The organism is Chloracidobacterium sp. (assembly GCA_015075585.1).
Taxonomy (GTDB): Bacteria; Acidobacteriota; Blastocatellia; order Pyrinomonadales; family Pyrinomonadaceae; genus OLB17.
On the sequence record JABTUB010000001.1, the window covers coordinates 455,217 to 479,218 of the forward strand.

Below are 24,002 nucleotides of genomic sequence, written 5' to 3' on the forward strand. Positions count from 1 at the left end.
CGCCGATCAGCGTTCAAGCAGAGCACAGAGATCATCGAAAGCAACAGGGTCTGTCGCGGCCTCAAATGAGTTCAGAAGGCCGGAGTAAAGTTCAAAATGGTAATGAAAACTAGGGTGCCAGACGGATTCCGGACTCCTTGTCTTATCGATCGTGCGAAAGTGCCATTCGCCGCCTCCGCCCGTACCCATTTCACCGAGTTTTGAACGGCCGTCCGATCCTTTCGGGCGGCGTTTCACGTTTACTGCGTGAAGGATGAACAGCGTTTGTCGAAGTTCGCTGAATTGGACGATCGAATACGCATCGCCGCTTTCAAGCCTGCCTACATAGATCGAGTCGCCTTTGTCGCGCCGTGCGACGGGCACAAGCTTGCCGCCTCTCGGAATATAGACCGCCGAACGGGCTTCCGGGTCGGTCGAACTCGCGTAAAGATGATTGTCGCCCGCAAAAAGATCGCCTGCGTCGGCGTTGCCGAGGCTGCTGAAGCCGACCGTCAGGTCGATCGGCTCGCCGTCGTGCGGGTTCGAGAAATATGCACCTGCATCACCGAATGCTCTCGCTATCGTTTGTTCGCACGGCGTCATACGCTGCGCGAACGCCGTGAAAGGAGCGGCTCCCGCGCAGATCAAGGCGAAGATCAGGCCGCAAATACATTTCGGCAGCACGCGCATAGGGCACGTCTAGCATACAGCTTTTCTTAATGATCGTTTAACGCGGAGCCGGCGTTGTAAAAACTGGTTCGGAACCGCACGCGGATCCTATTCGGCCATTATGGAGTGGCCCGGCTGTGGTTTCTTGATTTTTTTGAATAAGAGCACGGCCGGTACGCAGACGGCACAAAGAACGGCCATAAGGGCAAAGTCATCAATATAAGCGAGTACTGCGGCTTGGCGAGCTAACATCCCATACATTATCTGATACGCCTGCTGCGAAGCGGTGTAAGGGTCGGCCGCTGCCCCCAATCCCGCCTTTATCTGCTGAAGGAGATGCTGATATGCGGGTGAATACTCATTGAAGTGCTCGCTTAGGTAGCTTTGGTGCATCTGCTGCCGACGCTGAAGCAGCGTCATCATTATCGCGATACCGACGCTGCCGCCGGTATTTCGCATAAGATTATAAACGCCGCTGGCATTGCCGATCTCACGCTGCGGAAGCGTTGCCACAGACATTGTGGTAAGCGGAGGGAAAAGAAAGCCCATTGCAAAGCCGCTTATGACCATCGGTATCGCAATGCTCCAGAAGCCGATATAGAGGCTTATGTCCGTGAACATATACGTCGAAATGCCAAGCGTTGCGAACCCGAACAATATCAGGTAACGCGAATCGATACGGCCGATAAGCCGCCCGACAATGACCATTGAGATTATCGAGCCGACTCCGCGCGGGCTTACCGCCATACCGCTCTGGAGAGCAGGATAGCCAAGGATCGTTTGCAGAAACAGTGGCAGAAGCGCGGTGGAGCCATAGAGGACGACGCCGAGCGAGGCGATCATCGCACAGCTTACAGCAAAATTCCGGTTCAAAAATACGCGGAGATTGACGATCGGTTCAGGCGTGACCAGTTCCCAAATGACAAAACCAAGCAGCGAGATGCCTGATGTCGCAGCCGTGAAAATGATCACAGACGACTCGAACCAATCCTTTTGCTGGCCAAGATCGAGTGTCAGCTCAAGGGCGCCAAGACCGAGAGCCATAAGGCCGAATCCGAAATAGTCGATCCTTCCCGGCTTCTGATCGCGAAGATACGGCGGATCCTCAACAAAGGAATTTGCCATAAAAGCCGCAAGCGCGCCGACGGGCAGATTAACGTAAAAGATCCAACGCCAGGAATAGTTGTCGGTTATCCAGCCGCCAAGCGTCGGGCCGATGATCGGCGCAAGCACAATGCCCATTCCGTAAAGAGCCATTGCCGCACCGCGCTTCTCTATGGGGAAGCTCTCAAGCAGTACGGCCTGTGCGATCGGCTGCAGTGCTCCGCCGCCCATGCCTTGCAGCACGCGGGCGGCGATCAAGAAACCAAGGCTCGGAGCCGCACCGCACAGCGCCGAAGCCAGCGTGAATGTCGTTATACAAATTATCAGGAAGCGTTTGCGGCCTATGTATTTAGTGATCCAGCTTGTTGCCGGCAGAATGATCGCGTTCGAGATGAGATAGCTTGTGAGAACCCAAGTTGCTTCCTCGCTCGTGGCCGAGAGGTTGCCGGCAATGTGCGGAAGCGCGACATTCGCGACAGAGGTGTCGAGGACCTCCATAACCGTCGCGAGCATTACCGAGATCGCGATGATCCAAGGGTTAAAACTCGGAACCCATACGTCATGCTGTGCGGCATCAGCGGCCATCAGCGGACCTTGACCACCGGTACGACCGACATTCCTGGTACCAGCAGATGAATGTCGTCAGGCGGCTGATCAAAAACGATCTTTACGGGAAGCCGCTGTACGACCTTCACATAGTTTCCCGACGCATTCTCCGGCGGCAGCACGGAGAACCTCGATCCTGTTCCGGCCTGAAAACTGTCAACTTTTCCTTTGAATTTCTGCCCGGGATACGCGTCAACCTCGATATCGACTCCTTGGCCGACCCGCATATTTTCAAGTTGAGTTTCCTTGAAATTTGCGATGACCCAAACATTGCTCGACATCGAGATGGCCATCAGCGGCATTCCGATCTGGACGAGCTGGCCTTCTTCAACCGCCTTCTTTGTAACGTGGCCTTCTTCCGGAGCGTAGATCTTTGCGTATGAAAGGTCGAGTTCTGCCTGATGTACCGCCGCCTCGGCCGCCGCCTGTGCAGCCGCCGCCGTTTCTATCTGCGAACGGCTAACGGCGATCTGCTCCGGGGCCGTGTCGGCTTGGGCGAGACGGCCCATCGACTCATCAGCCTGCGAGCGGCTGACGTTGACCTGCGCGAGCGATTGCCGATAGTTCTCGGTGGCGGTAAGGACCGCGGCCTTCGATTCATCAACACGCGAACGGGCCGAATCGACCTGACGGTGAGCCGCGTCGAGACGCGATCTTGCGTTCTGTAATTGATTGAGGGCTTGATCGACCGATTGCTGCGAAATGTCGCCTTTGTTGAATAAAGCGAGGCGGCGATCGTATTCGAGTTGGGCAAGACGTACGTCGGACTCAGGTTGAGCGACCTGTGCCTGTGCTTGTGCGAGGTTCGCCGTCGCCGTCCTTACTGCGGCCTCGGCTTGCGTAACTTGTGCCCTGCGGCTGTTTGCCGCGAGGCGGTTCTGTTCGATATTGCCCGTTGTCGTTGATACGTTTGAACGTGCCTGCAGCTTTGCAGCGTGTGTTGTACTCGCCGTCAGGTCGGTGCTCGCAACAGCGTGCTGATATTGACTGTTGGCATTTGCGAGCTCGGCTTTTGCCTGTTCAAGCTTTACTTCGAGGTCTTCGGTGCTAAGCTCAACAAGCAGATCGCCTTTGTGGACAAGCTGATTGTCCGATACATAGATCTTTTTTACATGGGCCGAGACGCGCGGGCTGATCTGCACGATGTCGCCTTCGATAAAGGCATCATCGGTCGATTCGAATTGGCGCGCGTAAAGCCAATAACCGAAACCTACGATGCACAAAAGCAACGCACCTGTTCCCGCAAAAATGAATATCCGCCGCCGCTTGCCGTTCTTTGGCTGAGCAGAGCTTTCCGAAGGATCATCTTCGGATGCCGCAGGGGTTGTAGCGGCCGGTTCGCTCACTGTCTCATTATCGTCTTCGTCGCTCATCGATCAACTAACAATTGTTAGTAAGTAATCACTAACTTTGGCAAAACCACCTTCTGTTGTCAATACCGGACTGCGTACATTTTCGGCATCTGCTATTATCTGAAGACGGCCGGACCAACTGCTCGATGAGCGCTCTTTTTCTGCCGTGATCTAAATGAAAGATTCGATAAATGAAACACGGCTCGACAGCGGTGCGGTCGTCCTTTCGGACAGAATGGAAGGCGCGCGCAGTGCTACGCTCGGTTTCTTTTTTCGCGTGGGCGCACGCGACGAGCCGGAAGGGCTCAACGGCATTTCGCATTTCATCGAACACACGGTCTTCAAAGGTACATCACGGCGAACGGCGCTCGATATCGCCATCGAACAAGATCGGCTTGGCGGCAACCTCGATGCCTTTACGACGCATGAAGAGACCGGCTTTGCGATAAAGGTGATAGACGACCGTTTGCCGCGTGCCTTCGATCTGATCGCGGATATGCTACTGGAACCGCGATTTGCCGAACCCGACCTAAAAAGTGAGCAAAAGGTGATAATCGAGGAGCTGAAGATGGTCGAGGACTCGCCCGAGGATCATCTCGGTGAGGTCTTTGCCGAAGCGTATTTTGCCGGTCATCCGTTGGGCAAGAACATCGCCGGAACGGCCGCGAGTGTGAACAGCTTTGATCACGACATCACTGAACGGTATCACAAAGCGAGGTTCACAGCCGCAGAACTTGTCATTGCGGCCGCGGGTAATATCGACCACGACGCTCTTGTCGAGATGGCGATCCGTTACGGATTTGCAACCCCGAACGGGAGCGAGGCGCCGAGACAAATTGTGAAAAATGAGCCGCAGCCTGCCGCCCCTTTTATCGTCAAAGCGAACGAGACTCTGGAGCAGGCACACTTCATATTGGCCGCACCGCTTGTCGGAGCCGGCGATCCGCGTCGCTATGCGGCCGACATACTTGCAAATTTGATCGGCGGCGGCACATCGAGCCGGCTTTGGCAGCAGATACGCGAGCAGCGGGGCCTTGCTTACTCGGTCGGTGCGGCGGCGACATTATTCCGAGATTGCGGGATATTTTCGGTATCTGCCGCAACGGCTCCCGAGCACCTCGAAGAGGCCGTCAAGATCTCTGTCGCGGAAATGAGTGCCGTCGCAAAGGACGGCGTTACGGATGACGAACTTGAACTTGCAAAGGAGCAGGCTCGTACATCACTGTTGTTATCGCTCGAAGATTCCGCATCGCGGACCGCTTCGCTTGCACAATCGGAAATGACACACGGGCGGCAGATAACGATCGAAGAGGTGATGGACCAAATTGACAGCGTTTCTGCCGATGACTGCGGGGCACTTGCCGCAGAGTTCTTCTCGACCGACAAGCTTGCATTTGCTGCACTGGGCGATATTGACGAGTTGTCGCTCGATCATTCGATATTGACCGTCTGAGCCATGAAACGAATATTTCTCTACTCATTGATCGCATCGGTTACGGTCAGCGCTGTTCTTGGGATAGTTGTCATTCTTCTCGGCGATTATGGCGATACGGAAGTGCGCATATTGCTGACGACGCTCACGATCACGGTCATGAGCATACTCGGCCTTGCATGCGGCGCATATTACGAGACGGAGCGGGCCGCGTTATTGCCGATCGCCGGCGTGATCAGCACGGTGATCGCAGGCGTGATGACGCTTGTGACGATCTGGAGATCGGCCGAGGGCACGATCTTCGTAAAGACCGAACTTACGGCGCTGATCGCAGCGGTCGCATTCGCACACATCTCGTTATTGTCATTGGCACGGCTCGATCATCGCTTTTCGTGGTCGCGCACCGCGGCACTCATACTGGACGGCAGCCTTGTCGGCATCCTGCTGTTCCTGCTGTGGTTCGAGCCCGACGGCAACGGCGATATTATCTTTAGGATCATCGGCGTTCTCGCCATTCTCATAGGCGCGGTAACGGTAATGACGCCGGTATTTCATAAGCTCAGCCGCGGGCCTGATGCGGCCGGGATCGAGGCCGAGATAGAAGAGCTTAAAGCGAGAATTCGGATCCTCGAAGAGAAAAAGCTGGAGCTGCGGTCCGCCGACGACAGTGCTGAAGAGCAAAGTTAGTCCGCGTACTCGATAGGATCTGCAACGCCGGCTTGTGCAAAGCCGCGCAGCCGCAGCGCACACGAATCGCACGTTCCGCATGCCGCCGGCCCGTTCGAGCGGTAACAAGACCACGTAAGATGCAGCGGAGCATCGAGTTCAAGCCCTCGCTTAACGATCTCGGCCTTTGAGAGGTGAATGATCGGTGTACGTATCTCGATATGCGTGTCGGGTTTGGTGCCTTCGTTCATCGTCTGCTGAAATGCATCATAGAATTGCGGGCGGCAGTCAGGATAACCGCTCGAATCCTCAAAGACCGCGCCGATAAAGATCGAATCTGCACCGATGACCTCGGCCCAGCTCGTCGCTATCGCGAGCATATTCGCGTTGCGGAACGGAACGTAGCTCGTCGGCACGGTTTTTGACTCAAGATCGGCGTCAGAGACCGCGATCGCTTCATCCGTCAGCGACGAACCTCCGATCTTTGCAAGATACTCGATCGAGACATCGAGGCGATCCTTGACGCCGAAATGATCGGCAATGTCGTTAAATGCTCTCCGCTCTCTTTCTTCCGTACGCTGTCCGTAGGAAATATGAAGGAATACAAGGTTGCAGTTTGCCGCCGCAGCGATCGCGGCCGTTACGCAACTGTCCATTCCGCCTGAAACAAGGACGATAGATATCGATCTCATAGAAAAAATGGCAGATCGCGTATATCACCGCGAATACCGGAAACGGGCCGTTCTACTGTCAAGATCGCATACAAAACTCTCTTGACCGGCAGATTTCAAACGCCGTGAACATCGGCTCCCCAAACGTATTTATGCACTTGCAGATTGAATCGGATCGGCAGGCCGCTTTTTGCGACTGCTTGTGCGAGCGGCCGCATATCGATGCCGAAGACGGGCGAGATCAGCAGCTCTTTTGTATGCCTTTCAAGGCCGTACCGCTCGGTTATATCAAGAGCGAACTGCCAATCGTTCATATCCGCGATAACGAATTTCACCTCGTCCTTTTCGGGCCGCAGCCGCTCGAGGTTCGGCCAGTGATTGCGTTCAGACTCGCCTGACGCGGGGCACTTTACATCGAGGATGATCGTTGCCCGCGGATCGACAAGTTCGGTCGAAACGAAGCCGCCTGTTTCGATCAGCACCTCGTAACCGCGGTCGCAAAGTTCGGTGATAAAAGGGAACACATTCTTTTGCGCAAGCGGCTCGCCGCCCGTAACTTCGACAAGGCCGCAGCCGAACTCGTCGAGTTTTTCAAAGATCGCATCGAACGGCATTCGCTCACCGCCCGTAAATGTATATTCGCTGTCGCACCAAGTGCAGCGCATTGGGCAGCCGGTCAGCCGTACAAAGGAGCAAGGCCGTCCGGCGTGCGAAGATTCGCCCTGTATCGACAGGAAGATCTCTGTGATGCGAAGGTCCATTCTGTATTACCCCTCGATCTTAAATGAACGTGCGATCCGCGTTACCATCGCGTCGTAAAGCTTTTTATCTTTTGCCGGATACTCGATCAAGAAGGTGTAGAAGACATTATCGCTGAACAGTGTTTTCTGATAAGTGATGATGCCTTTCTTTTGCCCCGAAACGACAAAGCCGTTCCTCTGAAGCAGCTTGTATGAAGGCTTGACGCCGAGATCCTTTATCGCACTGTTATATTCCTGTTTCAGGCTGCGCAGCAATGCGTTGTTCGAGCCCCAAACACGCATCTCGATAAGCCCGTTCGGGGACAAGAATGTGCGGCCGTCGTTGTTCGCCGGCGGATCCTGCATTATGAGAAGGTCGCTCGGATAATCTATCGAGAACGAAAATCGATCGTTGAAATACGTCTCGTAGGCCTTTTGTGCGAATGCCGAGGCCGAGATCAGTCCGGTAAGAAAGGCGGCTAAAAGCAATTTTTTCATACAGTTCAAAACACTCCGAACCAATTATAGCTGTTCAAGACCTCACCCGCGCCGAACGAGGCGAGATTTGCAAGGATGATCGCCGCGTAACTGCGTATCCAATCTGATGTGCTCAGATCGTCACGCGAACGGAACGCAAGCCGGAACAACAGGCACTCGGCGACCGGAGCGAACGTTTCCGCGATCAGCAGGTAAAGTGCACGCGACGAGCCGTAGAAGAGTGCCGGCAGTACAAGTATCACGATCGGATATGTACAGGCTGTGAGCCAGATGCCGCAGAATAGCTTCTGTTTGAGCGTTACCTTTGAAGGCAGGCCGACAAGCAGGACGGCTGTTTCGATGATAATGGTTAGCAGATATCCTATCGGCAGGAACGTCCAAAGCTCGCTCATCGGCAGGCTCTGAACGGTTCTGACAGGTTCTTCTGCAAGGTCAAATAGGAACATACGCCGATCAGAGCATCTTTATCAGGAACGGAAATTCAGCCATAACATGGCCTATGGCAAACGCGAAATAGATATCGCGTGTGGTTGAATAATCGACCGCAAAGCCAAGCCACAACACCAGTATCACAACAACGCCGATCGCCAATGCGGCGGCAACCAGCTTCGGAAAGCCGTCCTTTCCTGAGAATAACGGTATTCCGCTCAGCCGCCACGGCACGGCACGTTTGTCGATCAAAGGGATAAGCAGTATCCAAACAAAGTAATGGATCGACTCGAGAAATACGTGCGCAGCGACAAGGAAATGACTCGAAATGCCCGGCAGGATCTCGCTGCCGGCATGCTGCGATATTCGCCAGAAAAGCCGTGTATCCTGCGGCAGGTTCGGTGCATTCGCGAAGTACAGCCACAGAGCGCCGACAAATATCGGTATCATCGCTAGACAATAGTGATACGCCCTAAGCCATTCGGGCTTGGTTCGGCGTATCTGGCGTTCGAGGAACCACATCGCGATGAAAGGATGCAGGTAAACGAGAGCGAGGCTCCAATATTGCGGCACTGCCCATGCAAGGGCTGCGAGAAGGAGTGCGGCCGGAAACGCCCACGACCAATCGCTTCGCGGCCGCTGGCGGCCTCGCATATAGAACAATGTGCCTACCCACAATATGAAAGCGGTGTTCCACGAAGCCGTGGCTGCGAACCACGTCGAAGGGCTCCAAAGCCAACTGTCCGACGAGAAGTAAATTGTGATATAGAGAGCGGCGAGCAGGACCACGCCGGCCATGGCGAACAGATAATAGCTTCGTGAATGCCCCCAACGCCGCGGCATTCGGGTGACGAAGTATCGGAACTCCATCACGTTATGTGCGCCGGCGAAGAGGAAGATCGTTGCGAGCGAAGCGGTCAACGGAGATGCTCCGATCGCTATCGCGGCGACGGCGCACGACGCGGCAAAAGCGGCCACAAGGTATTGTGCGCTCGTAAAGCCGTATCTTGCCTGCCGGATCTCCTGCACCTCGTTCTGTCTATTTTCCTGCGGGAGCGTCGGTATCAGGAACGAGCAGTTCTATCTCGCGGCCGGTTGACTGCTCGATGCGAATGTTGCTGTCGGTTACCGAACTTCGCGGGCCAAGCTCGCTCGTATTGAATATCCTGTTCGTAATGGCTCGCGCCTCCGGCAGTGCCAGATCGGCGTAGGCGAATGAAGCAGCAGCAGCGACGATGGCCGCTGCGGCCATTATCGCGAAAGCCTTGTCGGCACCTGACGCATTTCGACCCTTGCGAAACACCCAAACACCGCCGAACACAATGGCGAAGCTTAAGAGCATTCCGGTCATCAGCGTTTGCAGCCGTGATGATGAAGTACCCGCAGATGCAGTATTCAGCTCAGTTTCGGCGGTATCATTCTCAGCGCGGAGTTTGCTCAGAACGCTCGCCGGCAGGCGGAGCGTGGGCTGTTTGACATTCGGATCGATCCGAATGGTCATTGTACCGGACGTGCTCGGAACCGGTTTTACAACGCGGTTCGGCGAACGGTCAGGACGAGCGATGTCGGCAAAGGCGGCCAGCGAGAGGGCCGCGACGGTAAAGGCGATACAGATCAGTTTCTTCATAATTTTTTCCAAATAAATACTGTTACTCCTTAGGCCCTTCTTCTTTCGCGGGAGGATCCGGTACGACGAGCCGTGGTATCGAGTAGTCGGTTTCAACGGCGAGCTTGATCTTGCCGACGGCCCGACCGTACTGCCGCACCGCATCGTTAAAAAGGGCGGCGGAGATCCTTCTTGCTACGAGCGGCGGACCGACATTCGCGTAAACAAACGTAGCAGTTGATGCGAGGCCTGCAGCCGCCAATGCAATGACCGCTGTCTTGACGCCGCTCGGCACAGCCGCCTTTTTTCTAAAGAACCAAACACCGCCAAAGACGATCGCGAGGCTAAGAAGCAGGCCGGTCGCAAATGTTTGTGTGCGTGTGAATATGCCGGGCACGCTGCCGTCGGTTGTTACAGCAGCGGTCGAGTCGCCGCTGTCGATCTGTTCGAGTTCCGCACGGAGTTGTTTGATCTGATCTCGCGGAATATAAAGCGTCGCATCCTTCGCTCTGGTATCCAATTCTATGATCAGATCGGTATCGACGGTTCGCGACTTGTTGGGTTTCGGTGTCGGCGGCGGAGTATTCGCAAGGCCGGCTAAAGCCAACGACGCGACCACCGCAAATAAGAAAAATGTCTGTTTCATAACTTTGAACCTCTGCAATTGTCTGAGGCAGTATAGCAGAATTCAGATTATGAACGATTTAAGATAAACTCATTTGCAGTATGCGAGCAGAATTAAAACGATTTTTCGATCAGATGGAGCCGGGTTCGGTGGCTATCATCCCGGCGGCACACGAGCAGACGCGAAGTTACGATACGGAATTTAAGTTCCGTCAGGATTCGGACTTTTGGTACCTGACCGGTTTTCCTGAGCCTGATGCCATTGCCGTTATCACAAAGGACAGCAAAACGCCGTTCGCGCTTTATGTGCGGCCGCGCGACCCGCTGATGGAGACATGGTTCGGCCGCCGGCAGGGCGTTGACGGCGCCGTGAAGAACTTTGCCGCCGATAAGGCCTTTTCGATCGAGCGGTTCGGTGCCGACCTTGGCAAACTGTTGAACGGCCACGAAAAGCTCTACTACCGTTTTGCTGTCGATCGGGAACTTGATCGGATGATACTCGGTTATTTGACAGAGCAGCGTGTGCGTCGGTTAAAGGCCGCATATCCGCCGCATACGATCATAGATCCGACACCGATCATCGGCGAGATGCGCCTTCACAAATCTGCCAAAGAGGTCGAGCTGATGCAGACGGCGGCCACTATCGCCGCAGAGGCACACATCTTGGCGATGAAAAAGGTCAGGCCCGGAATGAACGAGGCGCAGGTCGAGGCCCTTATGGAGGCTTATATGCGCGACAAGGGTGCGAGCGGAGTTTCGTACAACTCGATAATCGGCGGCGGCGACAACGCGACGATCCTGCATTATATCGAGAATAATATGCCGCTAAAGGACGGCGACCTTGTGCTGATCGATGCGGGAGCGGAATATCAAGGGTATGCATCAGACATCACGCGGACCTTTCCGGTTAACGGCAAATTTACGCAGGCGCAGCGTGAGGTTTACGATGTCGTGCTTGACGTGCAGCTAAATTGTATCGACTATACCGTGGCCGGCAACACCGTAAAAGCGAGGCAGGACCACTCGATCGAACTCTTGACCGAAGGTATGAAAAAGCTCGGCCTTTTGAAAGGCAAGACGTCTGACCTGATCAAGAAAAAGGCGTATATGAAATATTATATGCACGGCGTTGGGCATTATTTAGGCCTCGATGTCCACGATGCAGGCCGCTACTTTACCGACCAGCAGGCTCGCCGCTCCAAGCCGTTCGCTCCGGGAATGGTACTTACGGTCGAGCCGGGGCTTTACATTCCGCCTGATGATAGAACGGCTCCCGCAAAGTATCGCGGCATTGGCATCCGCATCGAGGACGATGTGCTTGTAACGAAGGACGGTAACCGTAACATGACGGCAAAGGTTACAAAGGATCCTGACGAGATCGAGGCTATTATGCGAGGCTCGAAGCGGTAACGAAAGGCGATGAAATATACGGACATCATAAGGGAATTGCCGCTGCTTTTTGCCGCGATGTTCACGGCGATCCTTTTTCTTCAATCGGGCCTTGACAAGGTCTTTGACCGGAAAGGGAACCTTGAGTGGCTGACCGGCCATTTTTCTAAGACGTTCGTTGCGGGTATGGTGCCTGTGATGCTCGCTCAAATAACGGTTCTCGAACTGCTTACGGGCATTGCCGCTGCCGCAGGGACCATTTATTTCTTCGCCGCCGGTTCAACGATCGTTATTTTTATTGCGTCTATCCTTGGTGCGTTGACCTTGAGTGCGCTGTTCGTCGGGCAAAGGATCGCAAAGGATTATCCGGGAGCCGCAGTCCTGGTGCCGTACTTTATACTCGAACTCATCGCAATGTATCTTTCGATGCCGAAGGGCATCTGAAAGTACTGCCTCGGAGAATAAGAAAGCCGGCGCCGTTTTTGGACGGCACCGGCTTTAAGTTCGTTCAGCCGCGGCTATTTACATTTTGAGTAACCGCAATCACGACATGAATCGCAGCCCGATGCGTGCTCAAGCTGGCCGCCGCACTCCGGGCATTTGCCGACCATATTCGCCATAGCACGATCAGTTTTGATACCTTCAGCGTGGCCTGTTGAACGCTGCGATTCCGGCATATTTTTTAGCCGACGATCAACAAGCGAGAGGCACTCGGCGACCGCTTGCTCGGGCGACGTGAGGAGCCGTTCGTTGAACCAAACCGCGTGTGTAGCCGTTACTTTATCGAGGCTTCGGGCAACATCGCGAACGTCAAAGCCGCCGCGGAGCATCTTTGAAGCAAGCAGGCCGACACCGGCGCTTATCGGGCCGACAACGAATACCTCGAGAATACGGCGTCCGTCATGATTTACGGTAACATAAAGGTTCTGGCCCTCGAAAGGAATGCGCCATGTCGAACCCTGAAGCTCACGCGGGCGCTCGACACGCACCGACGTGTCAACATCCGATGCCTGTGAGTATGAAGTGCTATCGGCGGCCTCCTCTGCAGCTTCCTCTTGTTTTGTTTCCGCCTCCGAGGTCTTCATAGCGTTGAGCACTTGGCCCTCGCGGCTGCCGTCGCGATAGTAGCTGACCGCCTTACAGCCGAGGCTGCGTGCCAGATGATAGAGTTCATCAACGGATTCGACGGTATCATCCTTTGCACCATTACAGGTTTTTGAGATGGCGTTGTCAACGTGCTTTTGGGCTGCCGCAAGCACTTTGACGTGCTCGACCGAGCTGATCTCCATTGCCGAAATGAAATGCTTCGGCAAATTGGCCTCGTGATCGACGACAAATTCAGCAGCGTTCGTTATCGATTCCTCGTTGGTCTGATCGACCGTCATCCCGAGCGCCTCGGCGGCTGCGGTATGAACGTATGTGCGCGTGCCGAGCGTATCGTGGCGAACGTATGCCCATGAGAAGTTCGGTTCGATGCCTGACGATGTTTCGGCAACAAGCGAGATCGTTCCTGTAGGAGCGATGGTCGTAACCTCGTAATTTCGCGGCGTAAGAGGAACCTCGCGCGAGATGCCGATGTCCTCGTAAATGAACTTGGAATAAGCCTCACGATTCGCTTCGAACTCAGGGAACGTACCTTTCTCACGGCCGAGGTTCAGGCTCGCCATCCATGATTCGCGGCGTACAAAGCCCATCAGGCGCTCGATCAGCTGAAGTGACTCATCACTGCCGTAAGTAATGCCAAGCTTGAGGCAAAGGTCGGCAAAGCCCATAATACCGAGACCGACCGGGCGTGTGCGCTTTACTACCTCGTCGATCTCAGGCAGCGGGAAATAACCGGCATCTACGACGTTATCGAGAAAGCGGGTGCAAATATGCGTAACGCTTGCGAGGCGTTCCCAATCAATATAGCCGCCGTCCTCGGCAGTGCTTGAATAGAATTTCGCAACATCTATCGAGCCGAGATTGCAGGAGTTATTGAAGTGAAGCTGCTGCTCGCCGCAAGGATTGCATGCGTAGATCGGCCCCATCGATGCCATCAAATGGTTGTGGCGGTTCACTTCGTCAATGAAAATGATGCCCGGCTCAGCGTATTTGTGTGCCGACGCGATGATCCTGTTCCAGATGTCCGGAGCGTAGATCATGCCGTCCATCGGCGGCTCTTCGATAACGCAGTCGGTCAGGTCGGCGGTCTCGAATGCGAGTTTATCGGCAAACGTTACCGTTGAGCCGTCGGGCTTGCGGTAAACGACATACGGGCTGCCGGTCGCCGCGTCAAAGATAGGGCTTGTCCACGGTTCACCGTCAAATTCCGTCTGATACCACGTGCCGTTATCGACGGCATCCATGAAAAGATCGGTAACGGTTACTGAGATGTTGAAGTTCGTAAGACTCGTCTGGTCGTTCTTCGCATGTATAAAGCGAAGCATGTCCGGGTGCGAAACGCTCAGGATGCCCATATTAGCGCCGCGCCGAACGCCGCCCTGCTTTACGACCTCGGTCGTCTGGTTAACGATGTTCATGAATGAGACAGGCCCCGAAGCCACGCCTCGCGTCGATTGGACCATAGCACCGGCAGGCCGAAGGAATTCGTAGGTCATGCCCGTTCCGCCGCCAGTCTGGTGGATGATCGCGACATTTTTTGCGTGCTCCATTATTCCGTCGATCGAATCGGGCACATTCAGGACAAAACACGCGGCAAGCTGACCCTTGGGTTTGCCCGCATTTACGAGACACGGCGTGTTCGGTATGAACTCGCGGGCGAACATTACCGGAGCCATTTCGTTATAAAATTGATTTTGCCTGATCGGGTCAGGCTCGGCCTTTGAAATATGACCGACGACGCGGCGGACGATGTCCTGCCACGTTTCGAGCGGCTCGCCGTCAAGACCTTTTGTAGCGTACCGTTTTGCGACCACTCTTTGAGCATTTAGGCCTAAAGGTGCAAACTCTCGGCCGGCGGCGGTTCCGGTGCCGTTTGCGTGTTCGACTGTCGTCGTTCCGGTAAAATTAGGGTCAAAAATGCTCGTCATAAGATACTTCTCCTCATTACGGCTTATAATAGCCGTACAGTCTCACGAGGCCGCTGCCTCTAGGCTAAATTTCTACGTTTTGGAAGTGGTTTGATCACCGATGTAGGGCAGTCTAGCCGAGTAAAATCGGAAAGTCAATTGCATTTTTTGATATTATTGGCCGAGTAAGCGCAATGATTACAACACCTACGAGTGTAAGTTAATGTTATTGTTAAAGTTACGCGATTTACGGCCATTTTGCATAAATTTTAAGCACTTTTTATGGACACACTTGTTAATGCAATAGCCGCCGACGGCACAGTCCGCGTACTGTCAGCGATAACAACAGATACGGTCGCGGAGACGATCCGCAGGCACCGGACATCGCCGACCGCGACGGTTGCTTTGGGGCGTGTTCTGACCGGCACAGCACTTTTTGCGGCAAGCCTGAAGGACTTTGACCGCGTTACCGTAAAGTTTGACGGCGGCGGGCCGTTGGGCCGCGTGATAGCCGAGGCGGACGCTCAGGGCGCGGTTCGCGGCTACGTTTACGATCCGACGGTCGAACTTCCGCCTAACGCGGCGGGCAAGTTCGACATTGCGACAGCAATCGGGCGCGGTACATTATACGTCATCCGCGAATCCGGTTTTGAACTTGGCATGGGCCGTGAACCGTATATCGGTTCGGTGCCGATCGTTTCTGGCGAGGTGGCCGAGGATCTGGCGTTCTATCTGGCTCGTTCGGAGCAGATACCGTCGGCTGTTATGCTTGGTGTTCTGGTCGGCAATCGTGAGCCGTACGTGACAGCGGCCGGCGGCGTGCTGATCCAGATGCTTCCGACGGCGCATGATCATGTAATAACCATGATCGAGGATACCGCAGGCCGTGCGCCGCAGGTAACGGCTATGGTAAAGGACGGGGCGACGCCGGTTGACCTTATCAGAACAGTTCTCGGCGAGATCGATTTTGAGGTCTTGGGCGAAAAAAAGGTCGAGTTCAGGTGTTCGTGCTCGAGGGAAAGGGCCGTCGCAATGGTTTCAGCATTAGGTAAAGATGAAGTGACAAAGATGCTGGAGGAAGACGGCGGCGCAAAAATGAATTGCGGCTTTTGCGGCAACGACCATAATCTTGACGCCGCCGACCTCGAAGCGATACTTGCTGACAGCAATGAATGACCTTGAAACATTCCTCAAACACGTCATTGAGGCCACTGATGACGCCTTGGGCAGGCTTTTGCCCGGCGAGACGGTCGAGCCTGTAAGGCTTCACAAAGCGATCCGCTGGAGCGTATTTGCCGGTGGAAAGAGATTTCGGCCGGTGATGACGTTCGCGGTCGGTGCGGCGTTCGGCGCCGATGAAAAGCACCTTGTACGAACCGCGGCCGCTGTTGAGATGATCCATACCTTTTCGCTCATACACGACGACCTGCCGTCGATGGATGACGACGATCTGAGGCGAGGGAAACCTACCTGCCACAAGAAATTCGACGAGGCGACAGCGATACTTGCAGGCGATGCCTTGCAGTCGATGGCATTCGGCGTCATCGCGGACGATGAGTATCTTGAGCCTGAAATGAAGCTTCGGCTCATAGCGAACCTCGCGGCGGCATCAAGTTCGCCCCGCGGCATGGTTGCGGGCCAGCAACTCGACCTCGATGCCGAAGGGGTCGATCCGCGAACAGTCGATATCGAGCATATCCACCGCTTAAAAACCGGAGCGCTGATCGAGTTTGCGGGTGACGCGGGAGCGATCATAGGCAGGGCCAGCGCGGGCGAATCTGCTGCCATACACGAATATTCTTCGCAGATCGGTCTGCTGTTTCAGATAACGGATGATCTTCTCGATATACGGCAGTCGAGCGAGGTACTCGGCAAGACCGCCGGCAAGGACGTTACTGCAAAGAAAGCCACATTTCCGGGCCACTACGGCATCAAAGAGGCTGATCGGCTCGCAAGTGAGGTTCACGACAGGGCGATCGCGGCGCTTGATCATCTCGGAAGCGGCCGAGGACTGCTGACCGCACTTTGCGACCACGTTTTCCGGCGGATAAATTGACCCGAAAGGGAAATTCGCCGCTATTGGCACTTTCAATACCGTTCGGCGTGATGGCACCAGTGAGCAAACTCAATTCAAATTGGTACACAGGGCCGCTTATCGCCCTTGTCCTCTTCACTTTGTTGGGTCTGCCGGTGCTTGTAAAGCTCGCAAGTGACCTTTGGAACGACGAGAATTACTCACACGGACTGCTCATTCCGTTCGTCGCAGCGTTCATTCTGTGGCGCGAACGCGGCCGTTTGCTATCGGCTGCCGGCGAGCCGGAACGAGCGGTTGGCATTGGTGTTGTGGCCGCAGGTTTACTCCTTCTGCTCGGCGGCACGGTCGGAGCGGAGCTTTTTACGCAGCGGATCGCACTTATCATTACGATCGCCGGGCTGGTCATATACTTCTTCGGCCGCCGGATATTGCTCCCGCTGACGCTGCCCTTTGCGCTGCTTCTGCTTGCGATCCCGATCCCGCAGATAATATTTAACCGGATCTCATTCCCTCTCCAACTGCTTGCATCACGCATCGCGGTTTGGCTTATACGCTCGGCGGAAGTGCCGACCTTGCGTAAAGGGAACATCATCGACATTCTGCCGCGCGGTTCGACACAGACGATCTCGCTCGAGGTTGTCGAGGCGTGCAGCGGAATTCGTTCATTGATGACGCTTGTTACGCTTGCTCTGGTGCTTGGATACCTTACCCGAAGGCGTGAGAAAGGGCATCTCGAATTCGGGATGTTTTCGGGAGCGGACCTTCTCAGAACGCTTGTACTTATGGCCGCGGCGGTGCCGGTCGCGGTAATTACGAACGCCGTTCGTGTCGCTGCAACAGGCATCGGAGCGTATTTCTACGGGATCGCGGCGACCGAAGGCACGATCCACGAGGTGTCGGGCGTAGCGGTCTTTGTAGCGGCTCTCGGGCTGATCGTCGGGTTGAATTGGATATTGAAACGCTTTATTTCATTCGGAGCAAAGCCGGAGGCAGCCGACAGCGCGTCTCGTTCGCGGCCACTCTCACCTGTTCCTGTGCTTACGATCGCCGTTGTTCTGCTGACAGGCACGGCCATTGTTAACTGGTTCTCTTTCAGGGCTGAACTGACACCGCCGAGAGCTCCTTTGGCACAAATGCCGGCAGCTTTAGGCGATTGGCGTCAACGCGGTGATGATTTCAAGTTCGATGCCGGCGTTGAATCAATACTTAGAACCACCGACTACGTAATGCGCGAATACAGCCTGCCGGACGGCCGCATCGCAAATATCTATGTCGGCTATTACGCTACCCAGCGTACGGGTGCTACCTACCACAGCCCGCAGAATTGTCTGCCCGGTGCAGGCTGGGTTCTCAGCAGCCCGGAACCTGTCGAAATTGTGACGCCGGCCGGCCGGCGCTTTACAGCGAACCGCTACATCGTCGAGAATGGTATTTACCGCGAGGTTATGATCTACTGGTATCAAGGACGAGGACGAACGGCCGCGAGTGAGTATGTTGACAAGCTCAACACGGTACTCGACAGCGTTACGCGCCGCCGCAGTGACGGAGCGATCGTCCGCGTGATGACCGATGTCGGCAGCGATGAAGCCGCTTCACTCGCGGCCGCGTCCGACCTTGCGGCACGGCTGGCGGATGAACTTCCTCCGTTTGTGCCGAATTAGCTTTTGAGTATGACTGCCCGGTTTTCCGAAAAAGATCCCAAAAATCTGAAATCACAGTTCGATTAGTTCTTTTTCTCAAATGCCGATAGGAAAAGGCAGTACTTAGGGAATCCTATCGCATTGAGAAACAAAAGGTATATGCAGCCGGATGAATTTGCCTTCTCCGCTGCAGAAGCCCGAACCTGACCGCCGGCCGCGTGCCCCGCGGATGGCGATGTCAGAAGGATTTTTCACAAGATCTATGTGCCGATCAGAGTGCCCGATCACAGGAACACGTTTCCTGACCCTAATTGTTGTCGTTGCGTGCATTGCTTTTGCAGCGTGCGGCTACTCGACAGCAAAGCTCCTCGCAAAGGGTGAAGACTATCTCGCAAAGCGCAAATTCCACGATGCACTGATGCAATTCAAGGCCGCCGTCGAATCGGACGGCAATTCTGCGGCTGCTCATTGGGGTATGGCACGCAGCCTTGAGAACCTCGGACAGTTCAACGACGCACTGGATGAACTTCGCAAGACGGTCGATCTTGACGGCAGCAACCTTCAGGCAAAAGCAAAGCTCGGCAACTATTATCTTCTTGTCAAACCGCCGCTGATTTCCGAGGCCGAACAGCTTCAGAAAGAGATAGTTGCAGCGGATCCGAATTTCGTCGAGGGCCATATTTTGGAGGCTTCGATATTAGCCGTACAGGACCGTCCCGAGAATGAGGTCGTAGCGAAGATCAACGAGGCGATAGCAATAGATCCGACGCGTACTGAGACCTACATTAGCCTTTCGCGCTATTACATTTCAAAGAATAAGACCGCCGAGGCCGAAGAAGCGCTAAAGCGCGGCATAGCGGCAGCACCGAGCCGTGCTGTGGGTCTGATCGAATACGGGCGCTTCCTAACCTACGCGGATCGTCTTAATGAGGCTGAGGCGCAGTTCACGCGTGCCATAGAGGTTGAACCGAATGATATCGAGGCGCACGAGGCGATAGCTGAGCATTTTGTTGCTACAAAGCAGTATGACCGAGCCGAGGCCGAGTATCGCACGCTCATAACGATCCAGGACAACAGCCCTGAGAGCCGCCTTGATCTTGCTGAGTTCTTTGTCCGTGTAAAGCGTACGGATGAGGCGATAGATGTACTTAATGACGTTATCGCTAACGCTCCGGAATATGCACGGGCACGCTACCGCCTTGCTCAGATATATCTCGACCGGAAGGATCCGGCAAAGGTTACCGAGCAGTTGACCGAGCTTTTCAAGATAAACAACAACGACACTGAGGCGTTCTTGATCCGGGCACGGCTGAATTTGCAGGAAAGTAAGCCGGACGCCGCAATAGGCGACCTCGAATCGATCTTGAAGAAGCTGCCGAGCCACCGTGACGCCCTTTATTATATGGCTCAGGCAAAGACCGCTATCGGCCAATATGATCAGGCGCGAGCGTTCATTGCCGATATTGAGCGTTATCATCCGAACTATTTGCGTTCCGGCATCTTAAAGATCCAAGTCGAGCTTTCGTCAGGTAATCCCACCGGTGCTCTCAAGATGGCAAATGAGCTGCTAGCGAAGGTCGATGCTGCCACGCCGAACGCAGATACCGGAGCCGGTGTTCTGGCCGACCTGCAGGTCAAGGCATTGACGGCACGCGGCCTTGCCGAGATCGATCTGAAAAAGCTTGATGAGGCTCAGGCCGACCTCGAACGAGTGCTGGTGCTTACGCCTGATTCGTCCAATGCGATGGTCAATCTCGGCAGGCTTTTTGCCGCAAAGAGAGAGTACGCAAAAGCCCTCGACCAATATTCAAAGGCGTTGACCGCAGATGCGAGCAATTTTGACGCTATATCTGGCTTCGTTGCCGCATCGGTCAAGCTCAAGCAGCCGCAGCAGGCACATTCAAAGATCGCCGCACAGCTCGATGCCAATATGGGCCGAGCCGATGTACTGGCTGCTTTGCATTACTTGAATGCGACCGTTTTCGCGGCCGAAGGCAATACGGCACAGCAGGAAGCCGAGCTTTTACAGTCGATGTCGCTTGACGCGAATTATCTGCCGGCATATTCGGCCTATGCCTCGATATTGGCCGCAAAAGGCAGCATTCCTGAGGCGATCGCACAATACGAGGCGATCATAGTCAAGACACCGTCCGCTCCGGTTTATACGCTGCTTGGCATACTTGAAGATTCGCGGGGCAACACCGCAGCGGCGGAAGGCAACTATAGGAAGGCCCTTGATCTCGACCCGCAGTCGCCGATAGCAATGAACAACTTGGCGTGGCTGCTTACTGAGAATCAAGGCAACCTTGATGAGGCGTTGCAGCTTGCTTCAGGTTCGGTCGCAAAAAGCCCCGAGACCGCGGGCTTCTACGACACGCTCGGTTGGGTGTATTACAAGAAAGGCCTTTATTCGCCGGCAGTTGAGCAGCTTAAAAAGGCTGTTGCCTTCGACGAAAGGTCGGGCCAGACGGCAAATCCCGCATACCGCGTACGCCTTGCCTCAGCCTTGGCCGCAAGCGGCGACAAAGCATCCGCACGTCGTGAAGCCGAGGCATCGCTTCATTACGAAGCAAAGCTGACCGAGCAGGAGGTCAGCGACGCAAAGAGGGTTTTGGCCTCGTTGTAGGCTATTGATGTATGACAGTGATCTTGCAGACAGTGTTTCCGGATATGGCGGCGATAGGGCCGCTGCTTGCGGGCATACCCGAAGCCGTCGGGCTTCTTGCTGCCGGGATCGGCTTGGCAGCGGTTGCGGTGATACTGCGTTGGGTACTTACAAAGGCCGAACGCGAACACAAGGACAACACACTTACAGGTAAGTGATATGAACGGTGAATTCAGACAAAGGACGGCAGGCGAACTGCTCGGGATGATAAAGCGGCAGAAGTGGTTGATCATACTTCCGATCATTACCTTCACGGCTGCTGTCGGGTATGTGGTTTACCGCTTGCCGAGTATTTACGAATCAACCTCGCTTTTGACGGTCAAGCCGCCGACGATCTCGTCAAACCTCGTGCAGTCGCTGACGAATGAAGACCTTTCGCAGCGTCTTCAGACCATCAATCAGGAAGTGCTGAGCCGCTCGTCGCTCGAACCGATGGTTACAAAGTACGACCTTTACAAGGCGGAAAGGGCTTCGGGAATGCCTATGGAACTTGTCGTCGAGAAGATGTACAAGAGCATTAAGGTCGAGCTTGATGAATCCGGCAGCGAAAAAGTGGCGGCATTCCGCATACGCTATCGCGACCGCGATCCGCAGGCGGCACGCAATGTAACTGCCGAACTTGCAAGCAAATACGTGAACGCACAGGTGCAGACGCAGACCGAGATCGCCGAATCGACGAAAGATCTGTTCGAAAAGCAGCTTGCCGAAAAGAAGGCCGCAATGGACGACCTCGAAAAGCAGCGGCTAGATATTATGACGCAGAACGTCGCGACGCTGCCCGAATCCGAACAAGGCCTTGTCGCGCAGCTTAGCGGACTTCGCGACCGCGAAGCGAACATCATGAAGGAAAAAGAGTCCTTGATGAACCAGAAAGGGCGTTTAAGCGATTCAATCGGCGCGAATAACCGCCAAATGAGCCTTATTGAGGATTTCGGCCAGCGTGAAACGGTTGATACTGCACGCGCGGCAGCCGACCCTGAAAATTCGGTCGCGTGGGGCGAATTGATCAAGAAGCGTGCCGACATCAATGCACAGCTCGATAACCTGCTAAAGGTCTATAAGGATAAGCATCCGCTCGTGGTCGCAAAACAGAGCGAACTGAAGCGAGTGAATGAGGAGTTCGAGAATTTGCGCAAGAGTGCGGATAAGCGTGTCGCAAGCGCGACAAGCTCGACAAAGGTCAAGACCGATATGCAGAAGAAGGCTCTTGAGCTTGAGAATCAGCGTATCCAGGCCGAGATCGGCCAGATCGAAACTCAACTCTCGCAAAAGGATGTCGAGCTTCGGCAGAATGCGGCACAGGTCGCTGCACTCGAGTCGCGGATCAATGCGGTTCCCGGCGTAAAGGTTGCCCTTGAAGGCATCACCGCCCAGTATCAGTCGGCAAAGGATACATACAACGAGATCCTTAAGAAAAAGAACGAAGCCGAGACGGTCGTGGGCGTTGAGACGAATGCACAGGGCGAGACCATTCGTGTGCAGGACCCTGCGAACGTGCCGCAGTCACCGGTCGCTCCGAAACGCTTTATGCTGACGCTTGTAGGGGCGGGGCTTGGGCTATTTATCGGGCTGCTGCTTACGGCAGTGTTCGAAGTGCCGCGTTTCTTCAAGATCCAGAACATCGAGGATGCACGCCATTACACAGGCTTGCCGGTACTTGCTTCTGTGCCGCCGCTTCTGTCGAACGCGGAAAAGACGTGGATACGGCGTTCTTATTGGTTCAAGCTCGCCGCAGGTGTCGCGGCGGCCATCGGTGTGATACCGGTGATAATACTTTTCTTACAGACAACGAAACTTTTCGACAAGCTCGTTTCATAAGGGGTTGATATGTACAAAGAATTCTTCGGACTTGATGATTTCCCGTTCACGCTGACACCTGATCCGCGGTTCATGGTGTTCACGCCGAACTATAACGAAGGCCTTGCGACGCTCTATTACGGCCTCGAGAACGCCAAAGGGCTGATCGTCCTTACGGGCGAGGTCGGTACGGGCAAGACGACCGCCATGCGATGGATCCTCCGCCGCCTCGATGCGAGTGTTCTGGCGGCGTATGTTTTCAATCCGAGGCTCTCGATCGATGAGTTCTACCATCACATCACACAGCTACTCGGGATCAAAGATTGGAGCAATAAATCAGAGCTTCTGACACTGATGGGCCGCGTTCTCGAAGAACGCCACCGCCGGGGGCTTCGTACGGTGATCATTATCGACGAAGCGCACGAGATGTCCGACTACGTACTCGAAGAGATACGCTTGCTGATGAACTTTGAGTCGGATACGGCAAAGCACCTTCAGATCATCCTGACCGGGCAGCAGGAGCTTCGCGACAAACTGAACCAGACCAATCTGCGGCAGCTCAAGCAGCGTGTCGCATTACGGTTCGAGATGAAGCCGCTTCCGAATACCGAAGAGGTCGATCGCTATATCCGTGAGCGCCTTCACATCGCGGGGTCAAAACAACCTGCGATCTTCTCGCGTGAGGCTGTCGAACTGATCTTTCAGTGCAGCGAGGGCATTCCGCGAAATATCAACAACATCTGCGACAACTCGATGATCGAGGCGTACGGTGCCGGCGAGCGCCGCATCGGCCGCGAGATCGTTGAGAAGGTTGCCGACAACCTCGATATGCTTCCGGATTCAGCAAAACGGACACCGGTTTTTGACGGGCCCGCGATCGGAAAGGGCAACGTGATGCGGGCTGAGACCGAACAAGAACTGTGGAACAACACCCATCGACCGACGCTCTACAACAACGCAGCAGCAAGCCCTAACAACAACGGCGGCGCGTTCGATGACCTTGAAGATGACATCAGCCTTGAAATAGGCGAGCTTGGCGGGCCGTATTGATCCGCAGTGTATGACCTACTGAGACCTTTTGTGCAGGTA

At 54.8% G+C, this 24,002-nt stretch carries 22 protein-coding genes; 11 read left to right on the forward strand and 11 right to left on the reverse strand.

The features are described from left to right. Positions 1 to 6: 6 nt before the first annotated feature. The 3 genes from HS105_02055 to HS105_02065 all read right to left on the reverse strand — a co-directional run bounded on the left by HS105_02055 (position 7) and on the right by HS105_02065 (position 3,731). A complete protein-coding gene (locus HS105_02055) occupies positions 7 to 669 on the reverse strand; it encodes a hypothetical protein (GenBank protein ID MBE7515384.1) in 663 nt (220 codons plus the stop codon). Between the two features lie 87 nt (positions 670 to 756). Then, positions 757 to 2,337: a DHA2 family efflux MFS transporter permease subunit gene (locus HS105_02060; GenBank protein ID MBE7515385.1), complete on the reverse strand. Its 1,581-nt coding sequence runs from the start codon at positions 2,335 to 2,337 to the stop codon at positions 757 to 759. Beyond that, complete coding sequence (locus tag HS105_02065) at positions 2,337 to 3,731, reverse strand: HlyD family secretion protein (GenBank protein ID MBE7515386.1); 1,395 nt, start codon at positions 3,729 to 3,731, stop codon at positions 2,337 to 2,339. The genes HS105_02060 and HS105_02065 overlap by 1 nt, the downstream gene beginning before the upstream one ends. A 154-nt stretch (positions 3,732 to 3,885) precedes the next feature. Here HS105_02065 and HS105_02070 point away from each other — a divergent pair, with 154 nt between their 5' ends. Continuing rightward, positions 3,886 to 5,163, forward strand: a complete 1,278-nt coding sequence (locus tag HS105_02070; protein MBE7515387.1) for an insulinase family protein — start codon at positions 3,886 to 3,888, stop codon at positions 5,161 to 5,163. A 3-nt stretch (positions 5,164 to 5,166) separates the two neighbouring features. Next, positions 5,167 to 5,829 carry a hypothetical protein gene (locus HS105_02075; protein ID MBE7515388.1) on the forward strand — a complete coding sequence of 221 codons (663 nt, stop codon included), beginning with the start codon at positions 5,167 to 5,169 and terminating at the stop codon, positions 5,827 to 5,829. Here HS105_02075 and queC read toward each other — a convergent pair. From queC to HS105_02110, 7 genes are all read right to left on the reverse strand, one after another. Continuing rightward, positions 5,826 to 6,500 carry a 7-cyano-7-deazaguanine synthase QueC gene (queC, locus tag HS105_02080; protein MBE7515389.1) on the reverse strand — a complete coding sequence of 225 codons (675 nt, stop codon included), beginning with the start codon at positions 6,498 to 6,500 and terminating at the stop codon, positions 5,826 to 5,828. The two genes, HS105_02075 and queC, sit on opposite strands and share 4 nt — an antisense overlap. A gap of 95 nt (positions 6,501 to 6,595) precedes the next feature. After that, entirely contained in the window at positions 6,596 to 7,240 is a 645-nt protein-coding gene (locus tag HS105_02085) for a radical SAM protein (protein MBE7515390.1), read from the reverse strand. Positions 7,241 to 7,246: 6 nt separating this feature from the next. Further along, positions 7,247 to 7,717, reverse strand: a complete 471-nt coding sequence (locus HS105_02090; GenBank protein MBE7515391.1) for a hypothetical protein — start codon at positions 7,715 to 7,717, stop codon at positions 7,247 to 7,249. A gap of 5 nt (positions 7,718 to 7,722) precedes the next feature. Beyond that, complete coding sequence (locus HS105_02095) at positions 7,723 to 8,088, reverse strand: hypothetical protein (protein ID MBE7515392.1); 366 nt, start codon at positions 8,086 to 8,088, stop codon at positions 7,723 to 7,725. An 82-nt stretch (positions 8,089 to 8,170) separates the two neighbouring features. Beyond that, positions 8,171 to 9,175 (reverse strand): hypothetical protein, encoded by a 1,005-nt coding sequence (locus HS105_02100; GenBank protein MBE7515393.1) that lies wholly within the window; start codon positions 9,173 to 9,175, stop codon positions 8,171 to 8,173. A 10-nt stretch (positions 9,176 to 9,185) separates the two neighbouring features. Beyond that, positions 9,186 to 9,773: a hypothetical protein gene (locus HS105_02105; protein MBE7515394.1), complete on the reverse strand. Its 588-nt coding sequence runs from the start codon at positions 9,771 to 9,773 to the stop codon at positions 9,186 to 9,188. Between the two features lie 22 nt (positions 9,774 to 9,795). Further along, a complete protein-coding gene (locus HS105_02110) occupies positions 9,796 to 10,398 on the reverse strand; it encodes a hypothetical protein (GenBank protein ID MBE7515395.1) in 603 nt (200 codons plus the stop codon). An 80-nt stretch (positions 10,399 to 10,478) separates the two neighbouring features. Between HS105_02110 and pepP the strand changes: the two genes are divergently transcribed. Both pepP and HS105_02120 read left to right on the forward strand, forming a co-directional pair. After that, complete coding sequence (pepP, locus tag HS105_02115) at positions 10,479 to 11,786, forward strand: Xaa-Pro aminopeptidase (protein MBE7515396.1); 1,308 nt, start codon at positions 10,479 to 10,481, stop codon at positions 11,784 to 11,786. A 9-nt stretch (positions 11,787 to 11,795) separates the two neighbouring features. Next, on the forward strand, positions 11,796 to 12,209 hold the full coding sequence (locus HS105_02120) for a DoxX family protein (GenBank protein MBE7515397.1): 414 nt from the start codon (positions 11,796 to 11,798) through the stop codon (positions 12,207 to 12,209). A 74-nt stretch (positions 12,210 to 12,283) separates the two neighbouring features. On the opposite strand, the gene HS105_02125 is transcribed toward HS105_02120, so the two are convergent. Continuing rightward, a complete protein-coding gene (locus tag HS105_02125; GenBank protein MBE7515398.1) occupies positions 12,284 to 14,797 on the reverse strand; it encodes an adenosylcobalamin-dependent ribonucleoside-diphosphate reductase in 2,514 nt (837 codons plus the stop codon). A gap of 261 nt (positions 14,798 to 15,058) precedes the next feature. Here HS105_02125 and hslO point away from each other — a divergent pair, with 261 nt between their 5' ends. From hslO to HS105_02160, 7 genes are all read left to right on the forward strand, one after another. Beyond that, the gene (gene hslO, locus HS105_02130) at positions 15,059 to 15,952 is read left to right on the forward strand and encodes an Hsp33 family molecular chaperone HslO (protein MBE7515399.1); all 894 of its coding nucleotides are present in this window, start codon (positions 15,059 to 15,061) and stop codon (positions 15,950 to 15,952) included. After that, positions 15,945 to 16,832, forward strand: a complete 888-nt coding sequence (locus HS105_02135; protein ID MBE7515400.1) for a polyprenyl synthetase family protein — start codon at positions 15,945 to 15,947, stop codon at positions 16,830 to 16,832. Before hslO ends, HS105_02135 begins: the two co-directional genes overlap by 8 nt. Further along, positions 16,829 to 18,472 carry an EpsI family protein gene (gene epsI, locus HS105_02140; GenBank protein ID MBE7515401.1) on the forward strand — a complete coding sequence of 548 codons (1,644 nt, stop codon included), beginning with the start codon at positions 16,829 to 16,831 and terminating at the stop codon, positions 18,470 to 18,472. The genes HS105_02135 and epsI overlap by 4 nt, the downstream gene beginning before the upstream one ends. Before the next feature lie 241 nt (positions 18,473 to 18,713). After that, complete coding sequence (locus HS105_02145; GenBank protein MBE7515402.1) at positions 18,714 to 21,077, forward strand: tetratricopeptide repeat protein; 2,364 nt, start codon at positions 18,714 to 18,716, stop codon at positions 21,075 to 21,077. Positions 21,078 to 21,088: 11 nt separating this feature from the next. After that, positions 21,089 to 21,274 carry a hypothetical protein gene (locus HS105_02150; protein MBE7515403.1) on the forward strand — a complete coding sequence of 62 codons (186 nt, stop codon included), beginning with the start codon at positions 21,089 to 21,091 and terminating at the stop codon, positions 21,272 to 21,274. A gap of 1 nt (position 21,275) precedes the next feature. Continuing rightward, positions 21,276 to 22,934 (forward strand): hypothetical protein, encoded by a 1,659-nt coding sequence (locus tag HS105_02155; protein ID MBE7515404.1) that lies wholly within the window; start codon positions 21,276 to 21,278, stop codon positions 22,932 to 22,934. Positions 22,935 to 22,943: 9 nt separating this feature from the next. Further along, positions 22,944 to 23,963 (forward strand): AAA family ATPase, encoded by a 1,020-nt coding sequence (locus HS105_02160; protein MBE7515405.1) that lies wholly within the window; start codon positions 22,944 to 22,946, stop codon positions 23,961 to 23,963. Positions 23,964 to 24,002: the final 39 nt, after the last annotated feature.

What these genes read in the sequence shown, in the direction of transcription:
- HS105_02125 (MBE7515398.1), bottom strand. Translation starts at nt 14,797, where the DNA reads ATGACGAGCATTTTTGACCCTAATTTTACCGGAACGACGACAGTCGAA.
- HS105_02145 (MBE7515402.1), top strand. Translation starts at nt 18,714, where the DNA reads ATGTGCCGATCAGAGTGCCCGATCACAGGAACACGTTTCCTGACCCTA.
- HS105_02120 (MBE7515397.1), top strand. Translation starts at nt 11,796, where the DNA reads ATGAAATATACGGACATCATAAGGGAATTGCCGCTGCTTTTTGCCGCG.
- HS105_02155 (MBE7515404.1), top strand. Translation starts at nt 21,276, where the DNA reads ATGAACGGTGAATTCAGACAAAGGACGGCAGGCGAACTGCTCGGGATG.
- HS105_02150 (MBE7515403.1), top strand. Translation starts at nt 21,089, where the DNA reads ATGACAGTGATCTTGCAGACAGTGTTTCCGGATATGGCGGCGATAGGG.
- HS105_02105 (MBE7515394.1), bottom strand. Translation starts at nt 9,773, where the DNA reads ATGAAGAAACTGATCTGTATCGCCTTTACCGTCGCGGCCCTCTCGCTG.
- pepP (MBE7515396.1), top strand. Translation starts at nt 10,479, where the DNA reads ATGCGAGCAGAATTAAAACGATTTTTCGATCAGATGGAGCCGGGTTCG.
- HS105_02070 (MBE7515387.1), top strand. Translation starts at nt 3,886, where the DNA reads ATGAAAGATTCGATAAATGAAACACGGCTCGACAGCGGTGCGGTCGTC.
- HS105_02075 (MBE7515388.1), top strand. Translation starts at nt 5,167, where the DNA reads ATGAAACGAATATTTCTCTACTCATTGATCGCATCGGTTACGGTCAGC.
- HS105_02060 (MBE7515385.1), bottom strand. Translation starts at nt 2,337, where the DNA reads ATGGCCGCTGATGCCGCACAGCATGACGTATGGGTTCCGAGTTTTAAC.
- hslO (MBE7515399.1), top strand. Translation starts at nt 15,059, where the DNA reads ATGGACACACTTGTTAATGCAATAGCCGCCGACGGCACAGTCCGCGTA.
- HS105_02055 (MBE7515384.1), bottom strand. Translation starts at nt 669, where the DNA reads ATGCGCGTGCTGCCGAAATGTATTTGCGGCCTGATCTTCGCCTTGATC.
- HS105_02110 (MBE7515395.1), bottom strand. Translation starts at nt 10,398, where the DNA reads ATGAAACAGACATTTTTCTTATTTGCGGTGGTCGCGTCGTTGGCTTTA.
- HS105_02160 (MBE7515405.1), top strand. Translation starts at nt 22,944, where the DNA reads ATGTACAAAGAATTCTTCGGACTTGATGATTTCCCGTTCACGCTGACA.
- queC (MBE7515389.1), bottom strand. Translation starts at nt 6,500, where the DNA reads ATGAGATCGATATCTATCGTCCTTGTTTCAGGCGGAATGGACAGTTGC.
- HS105_02065 (MBE7515386.1), bottom strand. Translation starts at nt 3,731, where the DNA reads ATGAGCGACGAAGACGATAATGAGACAGTGAGCGAACCGGCCGCTACA.
- HS105_02085 (MBE7515390.1), bottom strand. Translation starts at nt 7,240, where the DNA reads ATGGACCTTCGCATCACAGAGATCTTCCTGTCGATACAGGGCGAATCT.
- HS105_02090 (MBE7515391.1), bottom strand. Translation starts at nt 7,717, where the DNA reads ATGAAAAAATTGCTTTTAGCCGCCTTTCTTACCGGACTGATCTCGGCC.
- HS105_02135 (MBE7515400.1), top strand. Translation starts at nt 15,945, where the DNA reads ATGAATGACCTTGAAACATTCCTCAAACACGTCATTGAGGCCACTGAT.